This window comes from Aquimarina sp. 433, assembly GCF_054054605.1.
In genome coordinates this window covers 76,658-100,117 of record NZ_JBSWZK010000005.1, presented here as the reverse complement: position 1 = coordinate 100,117, position 23,460 = coordinate 76,658, and the positions used below count along the sequence as shown (strand labels likewise).

15 protein-coding genes and 1 pseudogene are annotated in these 23,460 nt (G+C 33.2%); 12 read left to right on the top strand and 4 right to left on the bottom strand.

Annotated elements, in window-relative coordinates; translation table 11 throughout:
- The first annotated feature begins 109 nt into the window (after positions 1-109).
- The 5 genes and pseudogenes from ACWNT5_RS11860 to ACWNT5_RS11840 all read left to right on the top strand — a co-directional run bounded on the left by ACWNT5_RS11860 (position 110) and on the right by ACWNT5_RS11840 (position 12,537).
- Entirely contained in the window at positions 110-4,093 is a 3,984-nt protein-coding gene (locus tag ACWNT5_RS11860; protein ID WP_456517436.1) for an immunoglobulin-like domain-containing protein, read from the top strand.
- 309 nt (positions 4,094-4,402) lie between these two features.
- Entirely contained in the window at positions 4,403-9,757 is a 5,355-nt protein-coding gene (locus ACWNT5_RS11855; RefSeq protein WP_456517435.1) for an immunoglobulin-like domain-containing protein, read from the top strand.
- A 301-nt stretch (positions 9,758-10,058) separates the two neighbouring features.
- Positions 10,059-11,243, top strand: a pseudogene (locus ACWNT5_RS11850) (cytochrome-c peroxidase).
- Positions 11,244-11,380: 137 nt separating this feature from the next.
- A complete protein-coding gene (locus ACWNT5_RS11845) occupies positions 11,381-11,980 on the top strand; it encodes a LysE family translocator (RefSeq protein WP_299607444.1) in 600 nt (199 codons plus the stop codon).
- 56 nt (positions 11,981-12,036) lie between these two features.
- The gene (locus ACWNT5_RS11840) at positions 12,037-12,537 is read left to right on the top strand and encodes a DUF1761 domain-containing protein (protein WP_343914096.1); all 501 of its coding nucleotides are present in this window, start codon (positions 12,037-12,039) and stop codon (positions 12,535-12,537) included.
- A 49-nt stretch (positions 12,538-12,586) separates the two neighbouring features.
- Here the strand turns inward: ACWNT5_RS11840 and ACWNT5_RS11835 are convergent, their stop codons facing one another.
- Both ACWNT5_RS11835 and ACWNT5_RS11830 read right to left on the bottom strand, forming a co-directional pair.
- Positions 12,587-13,600 carry a metal-dependent hydrolase gene (locus ACWNT5_RS11835; protein WP_456517434.1) on the bottom strand — a complete coding sequence of 338 codons (1,014 nt, stop codon included), beginning with the start codon at positions 13,598-13,600 and terminating at the stop codon, positions 12,587-12,589.
- A gap of 1 nt (position 13,601) precedes the next feature.
- The gene (locus tag ACWNT5_RS11830) at positions 13,602-14,789 is read right to left on the bottom strand and encodes a hypothetical protein (RefSeq protein ID WP_456517433.1); all 1,188 of its coding nucleotides are present in this window, start codon (positions 14,787-14,789) and stop codon (positions 13,602-13,604) included.
- 266 nt (positions 14,790-15,055) lie between these two features.
- On the opposite strand from ACWNT5_RS11830, the gene ACWNT5_RS11825 reads away from it, so the two are divergent.
- The 6 genes from ACWNT5_RS11825 (at position 15,056) to ACWNT5_RS11800 (ending at position 21,637) form a co-directional block, all read left to right on the top strand.
- Positions 15,056-15,487, top strand: coding sequence for a response regulator (locus ACWNT5_RS11825; protein WP_299607440.1), 432 nt, complete (start codon positions 15,056-15,058; stop codon positions 15,485-15,487).
- Positions 15,488-15,524: 37 nt separating this feature from the next.
- Positions 15,525-15,935, top strand: coding sequence for a response regulator (locus ACWNT5_RS11820; protein WP_299607439.1), 411 nt, complete (start codon positions 15,525-15,527; stop codon positions 15,933-15,935).
- A gap of 152 nt (positions 15,936-16,087) precedes the next feature.
- Positions 16,088-16,510: a response regulator gene (locus ACWNT5_RS11815; protein ID WP_299607438.1), complete on the top strand. Its 423-nt coding sequence runs from the start codon at positions 16,088-16,090 to the stop codon at positions 16,508-16,510.
- Complete coding sequence (locus ACWNT5_RS11810; RefSeq protein WP_299607436.1) at positions 16,507-16,920, top strand: response regulator; 414 nt, start codon at positions 16,507-16,509, stop codon at positions 16,918-16,920. The genes ACWNT5_RS11815 and ACWNT5_RS11810 overlap by 4 nt, the downstream gene beginning before the upstream one ends.
- A 119-nt stretch (positions 16,921-17,039) precedes the next feature.
- Positions 17,040-19,751, top strand: a complete 2,712-nt coding sequence (locus ACWNT5_RS11805; protein ID WP_456517432.1) for a TonB-dependent receptor — start codon at positions 17,040-17,042, stop codon at positions 19,749-19,751.
- 62 nt (positions 19,752-19,813) lie between these two features.
- Positions 19,814-21,637 (top strand): YfiR/HmsC family protein, encoded by a 1,824-nt coding sequence (locus ACWNT5_RS11800; RefSeq protein ID WP_456517431.1) that lies wholly within the window; start codon positions 19,814-19,816, stop codon positions 21,635-21,637.
- A 9-nt stretch (positions 21,638-21,646) separates the two neighbouring features.
- Here the strand turns inward: ACWNT5_RS11800 and ACWNT5_RS11795 are convergent, their stop codons facing one another.
- Complete coding sequence (locus ACWNT5_RS11795; protein WP_219009713.1) at positions 21,647-21,868, bottom strand: hypothetical protein; 222 nt, start codon at positions 21,866-21,868, stop codon at positions 21,647-21,649.
- Between the two features lie 434 nt (positions 21,869-22,302).
- Between ACWNT5_RS11795 and ACWNT5_RS11790 the strand changes: the two genes are divergently transcribed.
- Positions 22,303-22,821 carry a DinB family protein gene (locus ACWNT5_RS11790; protein ID WP_456517430.1) on the top strand — a complete coding sequence of 173 codons (519 nt, stop codon included), beginning with the start codon at positions 22,303-22,305 and terminating at the stop codon, positions 22,819-22,821.
- 11 nt (positions 22,822-22,832) lie between these two features.
- Here ACWNT5_RS11790 and ACWNT5_RS11785 read toward each other — a convergent pair whose 3' ends face one another.
- The gene (locus ACWNT5_RS11785; protein WP_299899366.1) at positions 22,833-23,408 is read right to left on the bottom strand and encodes a uracil-DNA glycosylase family protein; all 576 of its coding nucleotides are present in this window, start codon (positions 23,406-23,408) and stop codon (positions 22,833-22,835) included.
- Positions 23,409-23,460 lie beyond the last annotated feature (52 nt).

The following is a 23,460-nucleotide window of genomic DNA, read 5'->3' as shown; positions in this document are numbered from 1 at the left end:
TTGTACCCCCATGTGTACCCCCACGATTATTTGTACAATAAATAGTAAGTAGTACCATTGCACCAAAATTAATATAGAATATCCAAGTAATTTATAAAGCTCTTAGTTTATGCAAAAAAAATACCTTTTAATTATTTTACTTTTTTTAGTAGGAATTACAACAACTAATGCGCAATATACCAGTATTCCTGATGCTAATTTTGAGGCTGCTCTGGTAGCTTTAGGATATGATAGTGTAAGTGGTGATGGACAGGTTTTAACAGCCAATATCGAAAATGTTACCACACTTGATTTAGATAGTAAATCTATTTCTGATCTTACTGGTATTGAAGATTTTATTAATCTAGAAACCTTAGACGTACGTGATAATACACTAACTGTTTTAGATCTTTCTTCGAACATAAAATTATTAAGTTTGATTGCTTTACGTAATCAATTAACTTCTTTAGTAATTTCAGGTTTAACGGAGCTGACGTATATAAGTGCTGGTTACAATAATTTAACAGCTTTAGATGTATCGACTAACATAGCCTTAGAAGAACTTTATATAAGCTATAATGACATTGTAAATTTAAATATATCGGATTTAACACGATTAGAAGTGATTAATCTCACAAGAGTGAATGAGTTAGAAACATTAACACTAAAAAATAATATAGCTTTAAGAAGTATTGGTGCATCGCGTTGTAACTTATCTAGTTTGGATTTAGTAGAATGCCCCAACCTAGAGACAGTGGCACTTAGTGTGAATAATTTTACATCCTTAGACTTTAGTAATAACCCTTTATTAACCACTGCTTACTTAAGTGAAAACGAGTTAACCTCTATAGATTTTAGATTAAATCCTTTACTTACAACTCTTAATATGTCAGAAAACCAATTGACCAGTGTAGATTTACGTACAGGAAATACTCAAGCCTTTACTAGCATACTTTTGGAAGATAATCCAAATCTTACTTGTGTATCCATAGATGATCCAGTATATGCATCAATGCTGTTAGCAGAAAGATTGGATGCTCAAACAGTTTATAGTAAGGAGTGTGGAACATATACTTATATTCCTGACGAAAATTTTGAAGCAGCTTTAGTAGATTTAGGTATTGACAGTACACCAAATGATTACCATGTTTTAAATACAAGTGCAGAAGCTGTGACCGATCTTAATGTTGCCAATAGGGGAATAACAGATCTTACTGGAATCAAAGCTTTTACTGGAGTAACTACATTAAACATAAATGAAAATCAGATTCAGGAAATTGATCTCTCTGCAAATCTCCTATTACAAGACCTTGATGTTTCCGAAAATCTACTACAGTTATTAGATCTATCGATGTTACCAAATCTTACTAGTGTGAACATTCAAGAAAATTTATTGTTTGATTTCAACCTACAAAATGGTAACAACACAAATATTACCAGTTTTACAGCAACAGATAATGATGATTTGGCTTGTATTTTGGTAGATGATGAAACCTTTGCTACTACCAATTTTACGAGTATCGATCCTCAAACTAGTTTTAGTAGTACCACTTGTGGAACAGTGTATACAGCAATTCCAGATGCTAACTTCGAAAATGAATTAAGTGCATATGATGATGTCCCAAATGATGGGCAAGTGCCAAGATTAGCTGTTTACAATGTATTGTCTTTTGACTTTGCTAGTAGCAATATTGCTGATATGACAGGTATTGAAGATTTTTATAATATCGAACGAATAGATTTAAGGCGTAATAATATTAGTTCTATTGATCTTTCTAATAATCCTAAATTAAGAGAATTAGAAATAGACGATAATGTTTTAACAACTCTGGATCTAACAAACAATCCAGCGCTTCAAGAATTAATTTTGAATGACAATGATCTTCAGACATTAGATTTAACTCAAAATACTTTATTAAAGATATTAGATCTAGAAGATAATTTTAACCTGAATTCTATAGACTTAACTAATAATGTTTTATTGGAATATTTAATTTTATCTGATACAAATCTTAGTACTATAGATTTATCAAAAAATGTAGCGCTAAAAGACTTAGAGTTTGATGATCCTAAAATTGCTCATATTGATCTATCTCATAATATATTGTTAGAGGATATAGAGTTTGATGGAGCACCAGAATTAGAAAGTGTTGATTTAACTGGATTGACCAAACTCGATTACTTTTATATTGAAGAGAGCAAACTAAGTTCTATAGATTTTAGCACAAATATTGCATTAACAGAACTAGAATTTTATGATACTGCGGTTACAAGAATAGATTTTTCAAATAATGTATCATTAGAGGATATCTACATATCAGATAATACATTGTTAACAGAAGTAATCTTCTCTAATCAGACATATCCCAATCTCGATTATATCTCCGCAGAAAATACTCAATTAGAAAGTATCGATGTTTCAAATTTACTAGTATTGAATGAACTAAATATTAGTAATACAAAGGTAAAACGACTTGATCTTTCCAGTAATCCTGCAATGGATGAGCTATATGCATCAAACGCACAATTAGAATTTTTAAATGTACAAAACGGCAACAATAGTAACTTTACAGATTTTGAAATTGATGGAAATCCAAATTTATTCTGCGTACAGGTAGATGACGTGGATTATGCAAATGCTAACTTTACAGTTAAAGATGTACAAACAACTTTTGGTCTAGATTGTACACCTCCTGTTATTACTTTATTGGGAGATAATCCACAATTTGTGGAGTGGAAATCATCGTATACAGAACTTGGAGCTATAACGGATGATGGTAGTACGATTGTTATAGATGCTTCTTTGGTAGATGTAAATCAGTTAGGTAGTTACCAAGTTACATATAATGCTACCGATGCTGCTGGAAATATGGCTGAGGAAGTTGTGAGAACTGTAGAAGTTGTTGATACTACCGCACCAGTAATTACCTTAAACGGCGCAAATCCACAAACTATAGAATTAGGAGCTGGATATACAGAATTAGGAGCTACTACGGATGATGGTTCTGTAGTAAGTATTAATACTTCAGAATTTATGGACGCAGTAGGTAGTTATACGATTTATTATGATGCTACCGATGCTGCTGGCAATGCAGCTATTCAGGTTACCAGAACAGTGGATGTAGTAGATACTACGGCACCAATAATTACTTTAAACGGCGCAAATCCACAAACCATAGAATTAGGAGCTGGATATACAGAGTTAGGAGCTACTACAGATGATGGTTCTGTAGTAAGTATTGATACTTCAGAATTTATGGATGCAGTAGGTAGTTATACGATCTATTATGACGCTACCGATGCTGCTGGCAATGCAGCTATTCAGGTGACCAGAACAGTGGATGTAGTAGATACTACCAATCCTACTGTTGTATGTCAAAATATAACCGTACAATTAGATGATACAGGGAATGCTAGTATTACGCCCGCTATGATCGATAATGGTTCTGCAGATCTTTCAGGTATTGCATCAATTGTTATTGATATAACAGATTTTGATTGTACTAACATTGGAGATAACATGGTTACGCTAACAGTTACCGATGCTAATGGAAATACAGATATGTGTATGGCTACTGTTACTGTAGAAGATGAGGTAGCTCCAGAATTTGATATGACTACAGTACCTACAGATATGGAAGTACCTTTTGATACAGGTAATACGTATACGTTGCCTGATTTTACAAATGGAGTAGTAGTTACGGACAATTGCGATACTAACAAAAGTGCATTTGCTACGACGATTACGCAGAGTCCAGTAGCAGGTACGTTATTAGCGGAAGGCGATCATGTGATTACGCTAACAGCAACAGATGATAACTCGAATATAGAAACAGTTTCTTTTACTATTACTGTATCTGGTGTACTAAGTGTAGAAGAAAATACAGAAGACATATTCTCGATATACCCAAATCCAGCAACGGATCAATTTTGGATTACAGGAGTAAGCGGAGAAGCAGAAGTAACGTTTTATGATATCAACGGGCGTATGTTACAAACCATAAAAGTTATGAATGAACAAGCGGTTTCTACCACAGATTTATCTGCAGGAGTCTATTTAATTACAATAGAGCAAAATGATATTTATCAGTCTATTCGATTGATCAAGAATTAGCATAACAAAAATTAGCAACTAAGTACTGCGGAGGTAAGGGGTCGTAGTACGGAAGTTTGCAAGATAGGACTATCCGCCTTAGGCGGATGGTTTTTTATCTCTAATTGTTAAAAATTGAATAGTTAAAAAAATGTCTCCCAATTGTCTTCTTTTTCCTTTTATGGATACCTAATATCTTGATTACTATTGCAAAAAAATGTTTGTCCCCCTATATGTACCCCCAATATAGTTTTTTTAACAAGCGGTAAGTAGTACCATTGCACCAAAATTAATATAGAATATCCAAGTAATTTATAAAGCCCTTAGTTTATGAAAAAAAAATACCTTTTAATTATTTTACTTTTTTTAGTAGGAATTACAGTAAGTCATGCTCAATACACGAGTATACCTGACGCCAATTTTGAAGCTGCGTTAGTAGCTTTAGGTCACGATAGTGTTAGTGGTGATGGACAGGTTTTAACAGCCGACATAGCAACAATAACAGAATTAGATATACGGAATGAACAGATTACAGATCTTACCGGTATTGAAGATTTTAGCGCATTGGAAGAATTAAGAGCTAATTTTAATAGTATTTCATCGGTAGATTTAAGTCAAAACACAGCATTAGAAACACTCTTTATAGGAGATAATAATCTAACTGCTTTAGATGTTTCTGCCAATGTAAATCTTGATTACTTAAGTATTAATGATCTTAATTTAACGTCAGGGATTGATATTTCTCAAAATACCAAACTAACGAATTTCGTTGCGGAAAATTCTAATTTAAGTACCATTGACCTTTCTAATAATGTTTTATTGCAGCAACTTGACTTAGAAGATAATAACCTCACAACCTTAGATGTAACTAATCTAACAGCATTAGAGAGTTTGTTAGTTTCGGATAATCAATTAACTACTATTGATCTATCAAATAATACACAGCTAGAATTTTTTGGTTTTGAGAGTAATAATTTTGGAAGTCTCGATTTTTCAGGTTTAAGTAACTTAACCATAATTGATGGGAGCGGTAACAATAATCTGACTACGGTCAATTTAGCAGGAGTAACAGCATTAGAGGTTTTTCAGGTAAATACCGCATCTATAACTTCTTTAGATTTTAGTGAAGCAACCAATTTAAATTTTTTAAGCGCTATTGGTAGTCAGTTGGAAACTCTAGATTTAAGAAACAATACAGCACTAACTGTTATTCAGATTCCAAATAATAACTTGACCAGTTTAGATCTGCGTAATATTGATGTTACACAAATTAATTTATCTGCATCTGGAAATAATGATTTGGATTGTATATCAGTGGATGATGTAGCTTTAGCAGAAGCAAATCTTACTTCAGATTTTAGATATAGTATTGATTGTGCTTTGTATACCTATGTGCCAGATGACAATTTTGAAGCTGCGCTAGCAGTCTATGACGATATACCAGGTGATAATAGTGTGCCAAAAGCAGCAATCGAAATTCTAACAACTTTAGATGTTTCTTCTCTGGATATTGCTGATTTGACTGGGATTCAAGATTTTATTGCATTATCATCACTTAATGCCAGTACTAACAGTCTTAGAAAGGTTGATTTATCAAATAATACAGATCTACAAATTGTTAATCTAGAAGAAAATTCTTTAAAGACATTAGATGTATCAAATCTGGTAAACCTAACCAGTCTCGAAGTAGATAAAAATGACTTATTCGCTTTAAATATTCAAAATGGAGCAAATACCAATCTTACTTTTTTTGACGCGACCGAAAATGCAGATTTAAACTGTATTTTGGTAGATAGCGAAACCTATGCTAATGCTAATTTTGTCAATATAGATAACCAAACTTCATTTAGCGAAACAGATTGTACGATCTATGTTGCTATCCCTGATTCGAATTTTGAAGCAGCATTAGCTGCCTACGATGATATTAGTAGTGATGGTCAAATTCCATTAGAAAACATTTACGATGTAGAAGAGCTGGATGTAGAAGGAAATACTATTTCGGATCTTACAGGAATTGCATCTTTTGAATCCTTAACAACACTTAATTGTAGTGGAAATAATTTAAGTACGTTAGATCTTTCTAATAATGAGTTATTAGAAACTTTGACTTGTGGAGACAATAGCTTTTCAAGTTTGGATTTATCTAATAACAACCAATTAATTAGTTTATATGTTGATAATTGTGGATTACTTACATCTATAAATCTTAACGGTTGTACAGTATTGGAAACGCTGGAAGCAGATGATAATAACTTGAGTACTATCGATTTGTCTACTAATATTAACCTGAAATCATTAGATTTAGATAATAATATAATTACCACACTAGATCTTAGTAATAATATACTACTTGAGTTTTTAGATCTGGACAATAATAACCTTTCTGCATTAGATTTGAGTAATAACTCGTTATTAGAATTTCTGGATATAGAAACGAATAACATCTCAACTTTAGATCTAACGGTTCTACCTAATCTGGAAAGAGCTGATTTGGAGAGCAATCCATTAACGGCAATTGATTTTTCTCAAAACTTATTGTTGGAAGATGTAGATACGGATGACACGCAGATTGTAAATTTAGATTTTTCTAATAACACAGCGCTTACCAGATTGGATATAGATAATACAGCTACGTTGACTACAGTAATTTTTGGAAATGCAATTGGGCTGACTCAACTTTATATTGATGAAACTGCTATCGAATCCATAGATGTTTCACCACTTACAGGTTTGAGAGTACTAGATGTAGGAGATACCAATTTGAAGACCTTAGATATCTCAGCAAATATCGCGTTGACGGATTTGAGAGTTGATAATGCTGATTTGGTAAGCTTGGATCTTAGAAATGGTAATAACAGTAATTTTAGTAGGATGGAGGCAACATCTAATGCAAGTCTTACCTGTATTATGGTGGATGATGCTACAGCGGCGATTACTGATTTTACTGATATTGATATGGGAGTAACCTTTAGTGAAACAACCTGTGGATATACATTAATTCCTGACGCAAATTTTGAGGCAGCTTTGAGTGCCTATGATGATATAGCAAATGATGGTTTGATACCTACAGATCGGATAGAAAATGTTCCAATCGTAAATGTAGCAAATAGTGGTATCTCTGATCTAACGGGGATTGAAGCTTTTGTAGATTTGGAAACTTTGAATGTGAGTTCAAATAGTTTATCGGTAATTGATCTTTCAAATAATGCTAATTTAGAGATTTTGAATGCTTCGGATAATGCACTTACTTCAGTGGACCTATCTGAGAATGCACAAGTGCAAATAGTTTATTTAGGAGAAAATCAACTTTCTACTATCGATGTTTCTACAAATACATTTTTAGAAATTTTAGATATCCATGATAATAATATAGCTATACTTGATCTTTCTTCAAATGTAAACCTAGAAGAATTAAATGCGAATAATAACGGAATATCTAGTATAGATTTATCTAACAATACACTTCTAGAAAATGTGTCTTTAGATGCTAATGATATTACTACAATTAATATATATGGTCTTGTAAACCTAGAATTTCTTTATTTAGATGAGAATAACTTATCAAGTATTGATGTAAGTGGTAATACAAGTTTATTGGAGTTATTTGCAAATGACAATACAGCTTTGTCTTCTTTAGATTTAACTACTAATGGAGATATTCAACTGGTCTATTGTAATAACTGTTCTGACCTTTCATCAATAATTTTTGGGAATAGCACAGATTTAGAAACAATTCAATTAGATAACACGGCACTAACCAATATCGACCTTAGCTTGTTGGTAGATTTACGAGAAATAAGTCTAAGACAAACAGATATCACTTTTTTAGATTTATCTCATAACCCTATACTGTTAGATATCTACGCTACAGATGGAAAGTTAACAGGAATCAACTTAAAGAATGGTGGTAACACGGGTATCGACGAATTAGAAATAACTGGAAATCCAGATCTGTATTGTGTAGAAGTGGACGATGTGGATTATGCGAATACCAATTTTATAGATAAAGATGTACAAACTAGTTTTAGTTTAGATTGTATAGCACCTGTAATTACTTTAAACGGAGCAAACCCACAAACTATAGAATTAGGAGCTGGATATACAGAATTAGGAGCTACTACCGATGATGGTACTGCGGTAAGTATTGATACTTCAGAATTCATGGATGCAGTAGGCAGTTATACGATCTATTATGATGCTACCGATGCTGCTGGTAATGTAGCTATTCAGGTAACCAGAACGGTGGATGTAGTAGATACCACTGCACCAGTAATTACTTTAAACGGAGCAAACCCACAAACTATAGAATTAGGAGCTGGATATTCAGAATTAGGAGCTACTACCGATGATGGTACTGCGGTAAGTATTGATACTTCAGAATTCATGGATGCAGTAGGCAGTTATACGATCTATTATGATGCTAACGATGCTGCTGGTAATGTAGCTATTCAGGTAACCAGAACTGTAGATGTAGTAGATACTACAGCACCAATAATTACCTTAAATGGAGCAAATCCACAAACCATAGAATTAGGAGCTGGATATACTGAGTTAGGAGCTACTACAGATGATGGATCTGCTGTAAGTATTGATACTTCAGAATTTATGGATACAGTAGGTAGTTATACGATCTATTATGACGCTACCGATGCTGCTGGTAATGTAGCTATTCAGGTAACCAGAACGGTGGATGTAGTCGATACTACCGCACCAGTAATTACCTTAAACGGAGCAAATCCACAAATTATAGAATTAGGAGCTGGATATACAGAATTAGGAGCTACTACCGATGATGGTTCTGTAGTAAGTATTGATACTTTAGAATTTATGGACGCAGTAGGTAGTTATACGATTTATTATGATGCTACCGATGCTGCTGGCAATGCAGCGATTCAGGTGGCCAGAACAGTGGATGTAGTAGATACTACCAATCCTACTGTTGTATGTCAAAATATAACCGTACAATTAGATGATACAGGGAATGCTACTATTACGGCCGCTATGATCGATAACGGTTCTACAGATCTTTCAGGCATAGCATCAATTGTTATTGATGTTACAGATTTTGATTGTACTAACATTGGAGATAACATGGTTACGCTAATGGTTACGGATGCTAATGGAAATACGGATATGTGCATGGCTACTGTTACGGTAGAAGATGAGGTAGCTCCAGAATTTGATATGACTACCGTACCTACAGATATGGAAGTACCTTTTGATACTGGTAATATGTATACGTTGGCTGATTTTACAGTTGGAGTAGTAGTTACAGACAATTGCGATACTAACAAAAGTGCATTTGCTACGACGATTACGCAGAGTCCAGTAGCAGGTACGTTGTTAGCGGAAGGCGATCATGTAATCACACTTACGGCAACAGATGATAATTCGAATATAGAAACAGTTTCTTTTACCATTACCGTATCTGGTGTACTAAGTGTAGAAGAAAATACAGAAGACATATTCTCCATATACCCAAATCCAGCAACGGATCAATTTTGGATTACCGGAGTAAGTGGAGAGGCAGCAGTTACGTTCTATGATATCAACGGGCGTATGTTACAAACCATAAAAGTTGTGAATGGACAAGCTGTATCTACCACAGATTTATCTGAAGGAGTGTATTTGATTACAATAGAGCAAAATGATATCAAGCAAACCATACGATTGATAAAAAAATGATAATTCAATAGTTCTTGTGCAAGGAAGATTTATATAATTATGGGGAACATAAACTTCTTTGCAATTATAAACCATCTGCCTCATCAGGTGGATGGTTTTTATATGTATCTGATTTGTAAATAGAATATAACCTTTTTAAAATCAGCCATAAAATGATGTTTTTTGAAGTTGCACCCCTTTTTGTACCCCTATATAAGCTTACATCTTTGGAGAATTAAAATATCTTTGAGAATGAAATCGTTAAGCCTTTTTAGGTTTAGAAAGTCTAATAATTTATAAACAACCCTCAAATCCCAAAATAATGAAAGTAACAGACCTACTTTTACTACTATGTACTTGCATATTCGTAGCATGTTCCAATGAAGAAAGTAACTATGTAGAAATTGATGAAGATCAAAATAATGAAGAAATTTCAGAAACCCTCCAAGCCACTTTTGGTCAAAATATAGATTTAAATAATCTAGCGAATTATGCAGCACAAAATATTCCTAATTATATAACAAGAGATAATACTAATGGAAATGCTATAACTGATGAAAAGGCAACATTAGGAAGGGTATTGTTCTATGATAAGAATTTATCTTCCGATAATACAATTTCTTGTTCTAGTTGTCATCAACAGGCATTTGCATTTAGCGACGGTTCAGATGTGAGTACAGGAGTCAACTGAACTACAGGAAGGCATAGTATGCGATTGGTAAATGCTAGGTTTTCTGATGAAGTTCATTTCTTTTGGGATGAAAGAGCAAGTACATTAGAGGAGCAAACCACACAACCAATTCAAGACCATGCAGAGATGGGGTTCAGTGGTGAAAACGGAGATCCATCTATGACAGATCTTTTAAGTAAATTAGAACAACTGTCATATTATCAAGAACTCTTCCAGTTCGCTTATGGAAATACTGCTATTACAGAAGAGAGACTTCAGGAATGCTTGGCACAATTCATTCGTAGTATACAATCATTCGATTCAAAATACGATGATGGTAAGGCAGTAGTAGCAAATAATAATATGGACTTTCCAAACTTTACAGATCAGGAAAATCTAGGAAAAACTATTTTTATGCAACCTCCAAATGAAGGCGGTGCAGGATGTATTACTTGTCACCAAGCACCAGAGTTCTCTATTGATCCCGAAAGTTTAAATAATGGGGTTACCGGTGTCTTTGGAGTTGTTAATGATGCTGATTTCACGATTACACGATCTCCTTCATTACGAGATATCATGAATGCAAACGGGACTATGAACGGTGCTTTAATGCATGATGCTAGTATCCCAACAATTATGGATGCAATTTTACACTATAATGATATCGATGCCACAGGAAATACTAATTTAGATAATCGCCTAAGAGGAGGAGCTGGAGGAAATGGTCAAAATTTGAATCTTACTAATGAAGAAATGTTAGCGCTAGAAGCTTTTCTCAAAACATTATCAGGATCAAATATGTATACAGATACAAAATGGAGCGATCCTTTTTTATAAACTAATAATCACAAATTAAGTAGTTTAGAAAAAACCACCTTATTAGAATAAGGTGGTTTTTTTATATTAGGAATTCAATACATTTAGATTAATAAGCATATTTATAAAACTATATTTGTTAAGCAACAATTGTAGATATGTCATTTATAGAAGGGTTTTTGATTGGTTTGGCAATGGTAATTTTTGTTGGACCAGTATTCTTTTTGTTACTCAATAGTAGCTTTGAATACGGCATGAAAGCAGGGATATCTGTTGCTTTGGGTATTATTGTTAGTGATATTGTTTGTGTAATACTATGTTATTACGGAATATCAAAGTTTATAACAGCATCACATAATCAATTTTGGATAGGTGTTATAGGAAGCTGTATTCTTTTTGGATTGGGCATTAATTATCTTTTAAAAAAACCTCATATTTCAAATAATCTTGCGATTGACTCCAAAAAGGGTAGTACTTTTTTTATAAAAGGATTCAGCGTTAATTTTTTTAATCCTTTTGTATTTGTAGTTTGGATTGGAGTTTTTAAATATGGTTCTCAGAAATATTTCGAAACATTAGAATTATACATGTTTTTAAGTGCGGTACTTATGGGAATATTAACAACTGATTTGTTAAAAGTATTCCTCTCTGATAAACTTAAGAGATTTATTTCCGTGGATAGGTTAAAAGTATTTTTTAGAATTACGGGTGCAGTGCTGTTAATCTTTTCGTTTCGGTTATTGTATTTGGTATGGTGAAAATGATACTTTAGATTTTTGCTATATTTGAGTAACAACTTTAAAAACAAACCAATATGGAATTTAATTTAGTGATTACGGCACTTGCCGCTCTTATCCCTATGGTATTAGGATTTATATGGTATAACCCAAAGGTTTTTGGAACTGCGTGGATGAATGTTTGTGGTTTTACCGAAGAAGATCTCAAAGGAGGAAATATGGCGTTAATTTTTATCCTTAGCTACGTACTCAGCTTTTTTCTTGCAAGTTTTGTTCAAACTTATGTAATTCATCAGTTCGGTGTTTTTCAAGTTCTTATGGAGAATCCTGATGTTCTAGTAGAAGGGACTGAAGCATACAAATATGCTCAGGATTTTATGGCAGATCATGGAGATAATTTCAGAACCTTTAAACATGGCGCTCTACATGGTACCATGATGGGAATATTAGTAGCGTTACCAATTTTAGGAACCAATGCAATGTTCGAGAGAAAGGGCTTTAAATATATTGCTATTAATGTAGGTTACTGGACGGTATGTTTAGCATTAATGGGAGGCGTTATTTGTCAGTTTGCTTAATATTCTTTTTTAAATACACAAAAGAGGGATACCATAGCGATCCCTTTTTTTATGATTTATTTCCAAATACTCGAGCAAACAGTTTTTCTAACATTGGACCAGCTTCTTGCATATCTCGCTCTCGCTCCTTGGCTTGCAATTTTCCGGAAGTATCGTAAAAAAGCTCGTAGCTAAAAACAAAGCGCTTTGCACTTTTTCCTAACCCTAACAAACCAAATCTAAGATCATTAAAATATATGTTGTTCTCAGTTTTTTCTATGGTGTACCAGCCATGAGATAACTTTATGAGACGTTGTATAAGTGGATCGTCTTTCATTTCACCTAATAAATGATGATTTTGAGGAAACTCTATAAAATCAATAACATCAGGTTCATCGAGATAGGAATAATATCCGATAAGAAAGGAATCATCTGTTTTTATATTAGCAGTCCATAGAATACTATTAAGCGGTGTAGGACGAGTTTGTATATCCTGATATTGAATATGCTGATTCTCCAAATTGGTAATAAAATTTGAGCTAGCTCCTTTTTGCAAAACCAAGGTAAGTAAAAGATATGTGGAGCTTATGTATAACCCAATATTATTAACACGTCTCCTTTTGGGATTTGTTCGTTTGTAAAACATAACAATGATTACAAATATGAGAAAGGGAACTGTATATAGTGGATCAACAACAAAAATATTATTAAAAGCTAATCTGTTACCAAATGGCCAGAATAATTGTGTTCCCCAGGTAGTAAAAGCATCGAGTATCGGATGCGTAAAGAGCCCTAAAAACATGAGCTTCGTCCAGTCTTTCCAATCGGCTTCTTTGTTTCTGTAAATTTTGCTCACAAGCCAACCGAGTATTGGAGCCATCAGAACGCTAAAGAGTATTGAATGGGAAAAACCTCTATGCAACTCATTGGCAGTTACAGGATCAAAAAACCATTTAGCAATTACATCTAAATCAGGAATAGTTCCAGCAATAGCACCCCATAACATGGCTTTGTTACCAACTTTTTTACCAATAGCAGCTTCACCAACGGCGGCTCCTAATACAATTTGGGTTAATGAATCCATACTATCCTAATTGTAGCTTAAAAGGATTACGAATTTCATACTCACTGGGAGAAATAAGTTCTATCAACGGTTTTATTAATTGATTAGAAAGGGAATTTCCATGTCGTGCATATAATTTCATTTCCACGGGTTTAGCTCCCACAGAACTTTTAATGATTTCTGCAGTTCTTCCTAATCTTAATTCGCCGACCTTGCGACTAATGGCAAGATTCACATAATCATATAGCATTCTCTGATAGATATCATGAGATTTATTGTAAGAATAATCAATTCCAATATGATTAGCTTCCACGATATTATCCAGAATAAAAGCAGTTGTAAAACCAACAAGAGAACCTTCAAGAAAATATCCTTTAAAAACAAATGAGTCGTTAAGAGTTTCTTTTAAGTTCTTAAATGTAATGGCATTCAATTTCCCTATTTTGAAATCTGCTTTATCTAAAACAGAAAGGTATAAAGCATCAATGATTTCTTGGTGTATTTCAATGTCATTGGCTGTAAAATCTTTGATAACTAATTCCTTTGATTTTTTAAGTACTTTTTTTGCTCTGGTTCTAAATTTTGTTTTCATGCTAGCTAAGTAGTCATTAAAACTTGTCCAATCTTTTTGAACCTCTAATACCATATTCACATCAATACTAAACTCTCTAAAATCTTGTTTCTTGATGTAATCACTCTTAGTAAAAGAAGAAGGCCAGAATTCTTTTAGTAAAATGAAAGAAGGTTTGTCTGCTTTTTCGGTTTTTCGTATTTCTTTAAGCGCTTCAGATAAATTTTCGAAAGCTTCTTGATCCGTAATTTGATCGGAATACACAAAACCATGTTCTCCACAAGAAAATAAATTGCCACATATCAGTACGCGAACGTCCATACTTTTAATTAGAGTATTTTTAATAGTATCACTAATGCGACAAGGAAATTCCTGTAGTTTTAGATCCTGAGGATTAAATTTTATCAATTGATTTACAGCGATACCAACGGCCTCGTCTCTCCGATAAAAAATGATATAACGAAAATCAATGGTATCTGCTAAGGTGTTTTCTAAAGTTCGAAGATATGATAAGGATAAAAACAGATTATGCTGTTCATTTATAGCATTCCATTCATTAATTGGAATCTCCGAAGTATTGGTAAATATCGAATATTGAAGCGAGGTGCCTTTGCACCTGTTTTTTATTTTATTAAGCATAAATCCCTTACAAATATTTTTCGTGTAGCCCCTAGGATTAATATCAAATTTACATTTAATTTTATTAGTAGTTTGTTAAACCCTTCTCAATTTTGGCAGAAGCCTTATTTTTGGTGTTTTGTAGCCGTAATTTATTTACGGAAAAACATTTAAAGTTATTTTGTCGTTTAAATGATGTTTTTGAACGAAAACTCATTCGAAAAGTCTGATTTTATGGTGCATATGTCAAATAAGTTTACTTTTTTTGGGTGTAATTGGAAAGTCTTATGGGGAAATCAATCACTTGTGTGCTCTTAATCGATGATGATAGAGCCATTAACTTCTTTAATGAACGAGTAGTTACTAAGCACAATAGTTTTGATAATGTAAATACGGTGCAGAGTGGGAAAGCTGCGCTGGAATATCTCGCTAATGTGGAGAATGAATTGGCAATAAAACCAGATCTTATTTTCTTGGATATTAATATGCCTGCTATGAATGGGTGGGAGTTTTTAATAGAATTTGCTAAGTTGAAAAAAAGCCTTACCGAAGGTATAAAAGTCATTTTATTATCTACGTCTTCTAATCCTGATGATGTTAATGAGTCTATAAAAAATCATTCTGTAGATGATTTTATCAATAAACCACTATCATTGGATTTGTTAGACAATGTGATCAAAAAACATTTCTCAAATAATACCGTTCCTGCAGATAAGTAAATTGAATTACTTATTTTGTGGATTATTTTAGGAGCTTATGAGAAAGTTGAAACGTTTTCTTTTAATTGACGATAGTAAAGCAACGACATTTTTTAATAAAACGATTATTTTAAAAACGGAAGTCGTAGAAGAAATTGCTGTTGCTTATAATGGAAAAGAGGCGTTAGAGAGTCTGCAGTCAGATAGCGCTCCAGAACTAATTTTTTTAGACTTAAATATGCCTGTCATGAACGGATGGGAGTTTTTAGACGCTTATCATCATCCTTCGAATCCATTCCAGAATTCAAAAATCGTTATCATGCTTGGGGTAGAAATAGGCAAAGAAGAACGAGAACGGCTTTTATCTTTTTCTCAAGTGGTAGAGTTCAGAGATAAAATGTTATCTAAGAAAGTCTTAGAAGAAATTATTCTGAAATATTTTGCACAAGAAGTATCCTCAAAACTTTAATAAAACCGTCCAAATTATATTCGATTCTAAATAGTTAATGCACTTTATCGTGTTTAGTTGTATTTTGTCTATAAATTTAGATTGATTCTCAGGTAAATACACCTTTCTAACGCTGTATCTATTTCTTTTGCGCCAACCAACAAAGATATATTATGAATAATGTTGTTGACTGTGTATTATTAATAGATGATAGTAAGGCTACTAACTTCTTTAATAGTACCGTTTTGGCTAAGCATAAAAGCTTTGATAAAATACTCATCAAACAAAGTGGAAAGGCTGCTTTAGAATACTTGTCAGAGGTCGAAAAAGGTAATGCGAAAAAACCTAAGTTAATCTTTTTAGATCTGAATATGCCGGCTATGAACGGATGGGAGTTTCTTATAGAATATGAAGGACTAAACCCTAGTTTAACCAACGATATTACCGTAATCATACTTACTACCTCTTCAGATCACAGAGATATAGAAAAATCAAAATCCAATGATCTAGTTACAGATTTAATTAATAAGCCTTTATCGTTACCCATATTAAATAACGTAATTAACAAACATTTTTTTAACACCCCACAGTTATGAAAAAAATAAGAACGGTTCTCTTAGTAGACGATAGTGAGGCTACAACTTTTTTTAATAAAACAATACTTTCCAAAACAGGATATATCGATGAGATATTAGTGGCAAAAAATGGTTTGGAAGCATTAACTATCATTAAATCAGGAGTAGTTCCCGATATCATATTTTTAGATATTAATATGCCTGTTATGAATGGATGGGAGTTTTTAGAAGAATTTAAAAGTTTGAACAATGCCTTAGAAAATACGATCATCGTTTTAATGATAGGAGCACCTTTATCAAATGAGGATAAGGATAAGGTACTGTCTTTTCCACAGATTAAAGAATTTCAGGGAAAGATGCTTTCTAGGATTGTTATGGATGATATTATGAGAAAGCATTATCAAGAAGAATTTGCCTTGCTACAATCATAAAGACGTACTTGTGTTTGTTGTACTTTTTAAAAGATTTCACGTTAATTTTTTTATCTTTCAGACATAAATAGAACGCAAATACATTCTTTAAATAGGAATTAAACTAAAATTACCCCCTTATGGTCAGATTACAATATGTAGCCTGTATCGCTTTGTTATTCTTTTTTAGTACTATAGGAAATGTTGTTGCTCAGTCCAGAGGAGTTATATCAGGTAATGTATCTGATCAATTTGGTAGTTTGCCTGGAGCAAAAATTAGTATAGAAGGGACAAATAAAGTTACAACTACAGATGTAAATGGAAGTTATAGCTTTGATGTGGATGAAGGAGAATATGTGCTAACAGCAGCTTTTGTTATGTATACTTCCATTTCTAAAACTGTTACGGTTAAGGTAGGAGAAAAGGTAACCGTAGACTTTATATTAGAAACAGGTTTTTCTATAGACCAACCTATTGCTGTTGGATCCAGAGCTAAACCTAGATCTTCTCTAAAAACCACTGCTCCGGTTGATATTATATCTCCACAAGAAATTACAAATGCCTCCCAAATAGAGCTAAGCCATATTTTACACTATTTAGTACCTTCCTTTCACTCTACACATCAAACCATTGCGGATGGAACGGATCATATTGACCCTGCCACATTAAGAGGATTAGGACCAGATCAGGTGTTAGTGCTTATTAATGGAAAGCGAAGACATAATAGCTCATTACTAAATGTAAATGGTACCGTAGGTAGAGGTACTGTAGGAACAGATTTTAATGCAATACCAATTTCTGCTATTGAGCGAATAGAAATTCTTAGAGATGGCGCTACTTCTCAGTATGGATCAGATGCGATTGCAGGTGTAATTAATATTATACTGAAAAAACAGACGGAGGTAATACAGGTAGATAATAGAGTAGGAATCACTACAGAGGGAGACGGTTTTACTACATATTCATCAGCCAATTTTGGGTTAAAAATTGGGGAAGAAGGGTTTGTAAACGTAACCGCAGAATACAGGAATAGAGAATCAGTAAATAGAGCTGGTGATTACACAGGAACAGTGTATACCGATGATGCGGTTGAGGATGAAAGATTAATTCAGGAGAATAATTTTTTTGGTCAAACAGGTTATGATGATCGTCGTGTCATGGAAATAGGAAGTGCAGAGACTCAAAACTTGGCTTTAGGCATTAATGGAGAGATAAAAATGTCAGATAATGCTACCTTTTACTTACAAGGAGGTAGAAATTACAGAGAAGGAATGTCCGCTGGATTTTATCGTTTCCCAAAAGATCAGGATAGAGTAGTTCCAGAGCTATTTCCTAATGGATTCTCCCCCCAGATATTAACGGATATTAGAGACGATGTAATTGCCGGAGGAATTAAAGGTATTAAGAATGGATGGAATATTGATTTTAGTCACTCAATAGGGATCAATCATTTAGACTATACAGTAAATAACTCTAATAATGCGTCTCTTGGTGTAGCCTCACCAAGAACATTTTATGCAGGTGGATTTGAATACCAGCAGAATACCACGAATTTAGATTTATCTAAATCTTTTGATTGGTTAAGTGGAGTAAGTATTGCTTTTGGAGCAGAGCTACGAGTGGAGAATTATCAGATTATAGCAGGAGAAGAAGCGTCTTATGTAGATGGAGGTAGCACCTATTTTGATACTTCTGGTCAAGAACTTCCAAGAGCAGTAGGAGCACAAGTTTTTCCAGGGTTTCGACCAGAAAACGAATTAAATCGTTTTAGAACCAATAGTTCAGCATACTTAGACGTGGAAACCAATATTTCAGAAAAGTTATTGGTAAAAGCAGCAGGACGGTATGAAGCGTATAATGATTTTGGTGGTCAAGGTATTTGGAAACTCTCTGGGCGTTATATAGTAAAGGACGATATCAGTGTAAGAGCTGGTTTTTCTACTGGTTTTAGAGCACCTTCTTTACATCAGGTGTTTTTTCAAAATATAAGTACTCAATTTGTAAATGGCGAAAGCATCCAGGTAGGAACTTTTAATAATGAAAGTGCAGTTACTGCCGAAGCATTCCAGATTGGACGTTTAAAACCAGAACTGTCAACACACTTTAGTGCTGGTATTAGTGGAAAGCTAAATGATAAATTTACCTTCGCTTTTGACTATTATTTAATTAATATAGATGACAGAATTGTTCTTTCTGGTAGATTTGCAGAAGGATATGAGACTATCTTAGAACCGTTTGGTGTTGGTGCAGCACAGTTTTTTACCAATGCAATTGATTCCAGAACTTCTGGTGGTGATTTTGCGGTTGCTTACAAAACTATACTCGGTACGGGTGAATTAAACGCGTCGCTGGGAGCAAATGTTACGAGTACAAAAGTAAAAGGAGGCATCAAAGTATCTCCATCGCTTATTGGACAGGAGAATGTCTTGTTTAATAGAGAGGAAATTGCAAGAGTAGAATCTTCTCAACCTAATTATAAAATTAATTCTGGAATATCCTACGAATTCGATAAATTCAGATTGCAAATGATGAATTCTCTATTTGGCGAAGTGGAATTTGTACATCCTGATGATGGAGACGCTGCAAATTGGGTGCTAAATGAATTTACCGGAGTAGTAGAATCACGTGACCAAACCTTTTCTCCTAAACTAACTACAGATCTAGCAGTTTCCTATCAATTTAATGATTACGTAAAATGTACTATAGGCGGGAATAATATTTTTAATGTGTATCCAGATGAGCATACACATTCAGCAAATACGAGTGATGGTAATTTCGTTTACAGCAGAAGAGTGCAACAATTCGGAGTTAATGGCGCGAATTACTATCTTCGATTATTCTTACGGTTATAATGAGGATCTTCCACCAACATCTTTTTAATACTAAATTGGGCAGGCGATATACTATAGGTATATTGATATTATTCCTTGTTCTTGGTAATATACAAAGGGCGGAAGGACAAGATCTTGGAAATGAAGAGGTAAAAAGAGCACAGCGAACGATTTTTATCTACAATTTTGCCCAACAAATAGGATGGCCACAAATAGCAGAACTAGAAACTTTTAAGATAGGAGTTTTAGGTCCTGACCGTACGGTAATAGATTTAAAGGCGATCGCACAAAAACGAAAGATTTTTGGAAAACCGATAGAGGTTGTTCGATATCAGTTTGTGAAAAATATTAAAGATATTCAATTGCTTTATGTACATAATAAGTACAATTATGATATAGCTTATATCTTGCGCAAAATTTCTAAACAAAATATACTATTAGTTTCAGAGGATTATTTTTATAATTCTTCGATGATTAATATGGTGAATGTTGGAGATTCTTTCGAGTACGAAATCAATGAGAATAGAATAGAAAGAGAAGGGTTTGTGATCGCACCTTCGTTAAAACAATACGCGGTAACTTCTTCACAAAAATGGAAAGGGTTATTTAAATCCACAGAACAATCTTTAGTGAATGCTTTGAATGAAAATGAAGAGCAGAAAGCAGAAATTAAAAGTAAAAATGATCAGTTAAAACAACAAGAAAAGAAGATTGAAAATCAATCTAAAACTCTTGATAATATTCAGGAAAAAATTGTTGAGAATAATCAATGGATAAAAGAATTATCTAATCAGAATCAAATTCAGGAAAAGAAATATGAAGAGAAGCTTCTGATAGAAAAAGAATTAGAGAAAAATATTCAGGAGCAGGTTACTTTTATCAAAGCTCAAGAGGAAAGAATTAAACAGAGCGTAGTCGAAATAGAGGAGAAGGAACGTTATTTAGAGGAACAAAATAAACAGATTAAGGAACAAGAAAGTATTTTAGACAGGCAACGAGGAGAAATCGAAGATCAAAAAACAATTAACTGGTATCTTATTGCATTAATTTCTCTAATTCTCATAGGTGGATTCTTTGTGTATAGAAGTTATCTCAATAAAAAGAAGTTGAATAAAGTTTTACAAGCGAAGAATAAAGAAATTCATGAGCAATCTTTAGATCTGGAATCTAAAAATAAGGAGTTAGAACAGTTTGCATATATCGCTAGTCATGATCTACAAGAACCTCTTAATACGATATCTAGTTTTATAGGATTGATATCAGAGGATTATGGTGACAGTTTTGACGAGGTAGGAAAAGAAAGTTTGAATTATATCAGTGATGCAAGTATTAGAATGAAAAAACTGATTGATTCATTATTAGAATACTCCAGATTAGGCAGATCTACTGACTTTGTGGATACTGGTATGGAAACTATTTTACAGGAAATTAAAGAGGACTTTAGAAACGTATTAGAAAGAACAAACGCAAAAATACATTCAGTAAAATTACCCGTAGTATTTGGAAATCCAATAGAGTTAAGACTCTTATTACAAAATTTAATTAGTAATGGTATAAAATTTACAGATAAAGAGACGATACCGGAAATTCATATTAATGTGACTACCAAGAACGTACCAATCAATAGTCAGACAGAAACATTTTGGGAATTTTCAGTAAAGGATAACGGAATCGGTATACCCAAAAAACATCAGGATAGGATATTCGCTATTTTTCAAAGATTACATTCTAGAGAACAATATCAAGGTACAGGTATAGGACTTGCACACTGTAAAAAGATAATTGAATCTCACGGTGGTAATATATGGCTAGAATCAGAAGAAGGAAAAGGAACTACCTTTTACTTCACTATTCCTAAGAAGGAAAATATACTATTAGATAAATCTGGGATAAAAATCGATTTGTAGACTAGACTTTTATATTTCTGGTCTACCTTTAAGTCTTTTTTCGATTTTTTGCTTTTTAGCAGTAATGATTTTCATCATATCCATTATTTCAGGATCTTTATTTTGCTTATAAATTTCATTAAGACTTAAGACAAGATCTTTAGCTTCTCTTGATGCTTCAACTCTATCACTAGTGGACATATTGCTCATACTCCTGTTCTCAAACTCCCTTGCTTTCTCCATTAATTCCATAACTCAATATTTTGTATAAAATAAAATGTTTAGTAGGTTATATTTTCTAAAATTTGGTACCCAAACTTAACATTTTCGGGCGTAAATATATAAAAAAAATAGGCATTTACATCCTCATATAAATAACAGAAATTAATAAGAATATAAATGTTAATTATACAGCTTTTGATAAAAAAGAATATTTCATTAAAAAACGTATCATAAATTTTAACGATTTAACTAATTTAATGAGAAATTTCTTACTTTCCTAATCTTTTTGTAGTGAATTATTTTCCTTGATTCTCTATGGATTATCCTATTAATTCTTAACTAGTACATATTTGATTTTTAATTCATTTAAGAGTGTATCGAGTGAAACTGGAATAGCGGTTATTCAAAAACTGGACTACAACGTATATATAGATAAATAATATCATTGTATCAAAATAATTATAATGACTATTACAGACTTAGGTACACAAGAATATGATTCCTACTACAAGAGATATATCGATAAATTATCATCACACTTGGATTTACGTGAAGCTTTTGAAATAGGAAGGGAAAATATTATCGCGTTTTTTCAATCAATTCCAAGGAGTAAGCATAATTATCAATATGAAAATGATAAATGGACAGTAAAGGAGATTTTACAACATCTTATTGATACGGAAAGAGTTTTTATGTATCGATGTTTTCGAATTGCTCGTAGAGATAAAACTCCGTTAGCAGGTTTCGATCAAGATATTTATATCAAACCTTCTGGAGCAAAGGATAAACAAATAGATGAGTTACTTGAAGAATATACCATATGTAGACAAAATTCAGTTTCTGTATTAGCCAGTATTTCTGATCACGATCTTCAATTTATAGGAAATGCCAACGGAGGTGATATGTCGGCAAGAGCAGCAGCATTTACTATTATAGGTCATGAGATTTGGCATATGGATATTATAAAAGAAAGATATTTATAAACCAGAAAAGATTAGGAAGTTATAATCTTTTCAATTGTCCGTTGTAATGTTGGTAGGACTTCATTCTTAAACCATTCGTTTTTGGCTTGCCATATATTATTTCTTGGAGAAGGATGCGGAAGCACAAAATAATCAGGTAAGTATTCTTTATAATTTTTAACAGATTCAGTAAGGGTTCTCTTTAATCTATTACCTAAATAATAATTTTGGGAATACGCTCCTATTAAAAGGGTAAGTTGCACATTAGACATCTGATTTAATAATTTTGGATGCCATAGAGGAGCACATTCTTTGGTGGGAGGTAAATCACCAGACTTTCCTTTTCCTGGATAACAAAACCCCATAGGAATAAGGGCTACTACTTCTGGATTATAAAAGGTCTCATTATCAATTCCCATCCAACTCCGTAGATTCTGCCCGCTTTTATCGTCCCATGGAATGCCAGACTTATGAACAACGCTACCAGGTGCCTGTCCGATAATAACAATTTTACTATGCTCGCTTGCAGAAACTACAGGCCTTGGTCCCAATGCTAATTTAGAAGCGCAAACATCACATTTTGAAATATCAGACAACAAACTTTCCATAAAATAGTGAATTATAAAAATTGAAATTACATTACAAATAATATAGATACTC

What these genes read in the sequence shown, in the direction of transcription:
- ACWNT5_RS11815 (WP_299607438.1), top strand. Translation starts at nt 16,088, where the DNA reads ATGAATAATGTTGTTGACTGTGTATTATTAATAGATGATAGTAAGGCT.
- ACWNT5_RS11860 (WP_456517436.1), top strand. Translation starts at nt 110, where the DNA reads ATGCAAAAAAAATACCTTTTAATTATTTTACTTTTTTTAGTAGGAATT.
- ACWNT5_RS11795 (WP_219009713.1), bottom strand. Translation starts at nt 21,868, where the DNA reads ATGGAATTAATGGAGAAAGCAAGGGAGTTTGAGAACAGGAGTATGAGC.
- ACWNT5_RS11810 (WP_299607436.1), top strand. Translation starts at nt 16,507, where the DNA reads ATGAAAAAAATAAGAACGGTTCTCTTAGTAGACGATAGTGAGGCTACA.
- ACWNT5_RS11820 (WP_299607439.1), top strand. Translation starts at nt 15,525, where the DNA reads ATGAGAAAGTTGAAACGTTTTCTTTTAATTGACGATAGTAAAGCAACG.
- ACWNT5_RS11845 (WP_299607444.1), top strand. Translation starts at nt 11,381, where the DNA reads ATGTCATTTATAGAAGGGTTTTTGATTGGTTTGGCAATGGTAATTTTT.
- ACWNT5_RS11830 (WP_456517433.1), bottom strand. Translation starts at nt 14,789, where the DNA reads ATGCTTAATAAAATAAAAAACAGGTGCAAAGGCACCTCGCTTCAATAT.
- ACWNT5_RS11835 (WP_456517434.1), bottom strand. Translation starts at nt 13,600, where the DNA reads ATGGATTCATTAACCCAAATTGTATTAGGAGCCGCCGTTGGTGAAGCT.
- ACWNT5_RS11825 (WP_299607440.1), top strand. Translation starts at nt 15,056, where the DNA reads ATGGGGAAATCAATCACTTGTGTGCTCTTAATCGATGATGATAGAGCC.
- ACWNT5_RS11805 (WP_456517432.1), top strand. Translation starts at nt 17,040, where the DNA reads ATGGTCAGATTACAATATGTAGCCTGTATCGCTTTGTTATTCTTTTTT.
- ACWNT5_RS11790 (WP_456517430.1), top strand. Translation starts at nt 22,303, where the DNA reads ATGACTATTACAGACTTAGGTACACAAGAATATGATTCCTACTACAAG.
- ACWNT5_RS11855 (WP_456517435.1), top strand. Translation starts at nt 4,403, where the DNA reads ATGAAAAAAAAATACCTTTTAATTATTTTACTTTTTTTAGTAGGAATT.
- ACWNT5_RS11840 (WP_343914096.1), top strand. Translation starts at nt 12,037, where the DNA reads ATGGAATTTAATTTAGTGATTACGGCACTTGCCGCTCTTATCCCTATG.
- ACWNT5_RS11785 (WP_299899366.1), bottom strand. Translation starts at nt 23,408, where the DNA reads ATGGAAAGTTTGTTGTCTGATATTTCAAAATGTGATGTTTGCGCTTCT.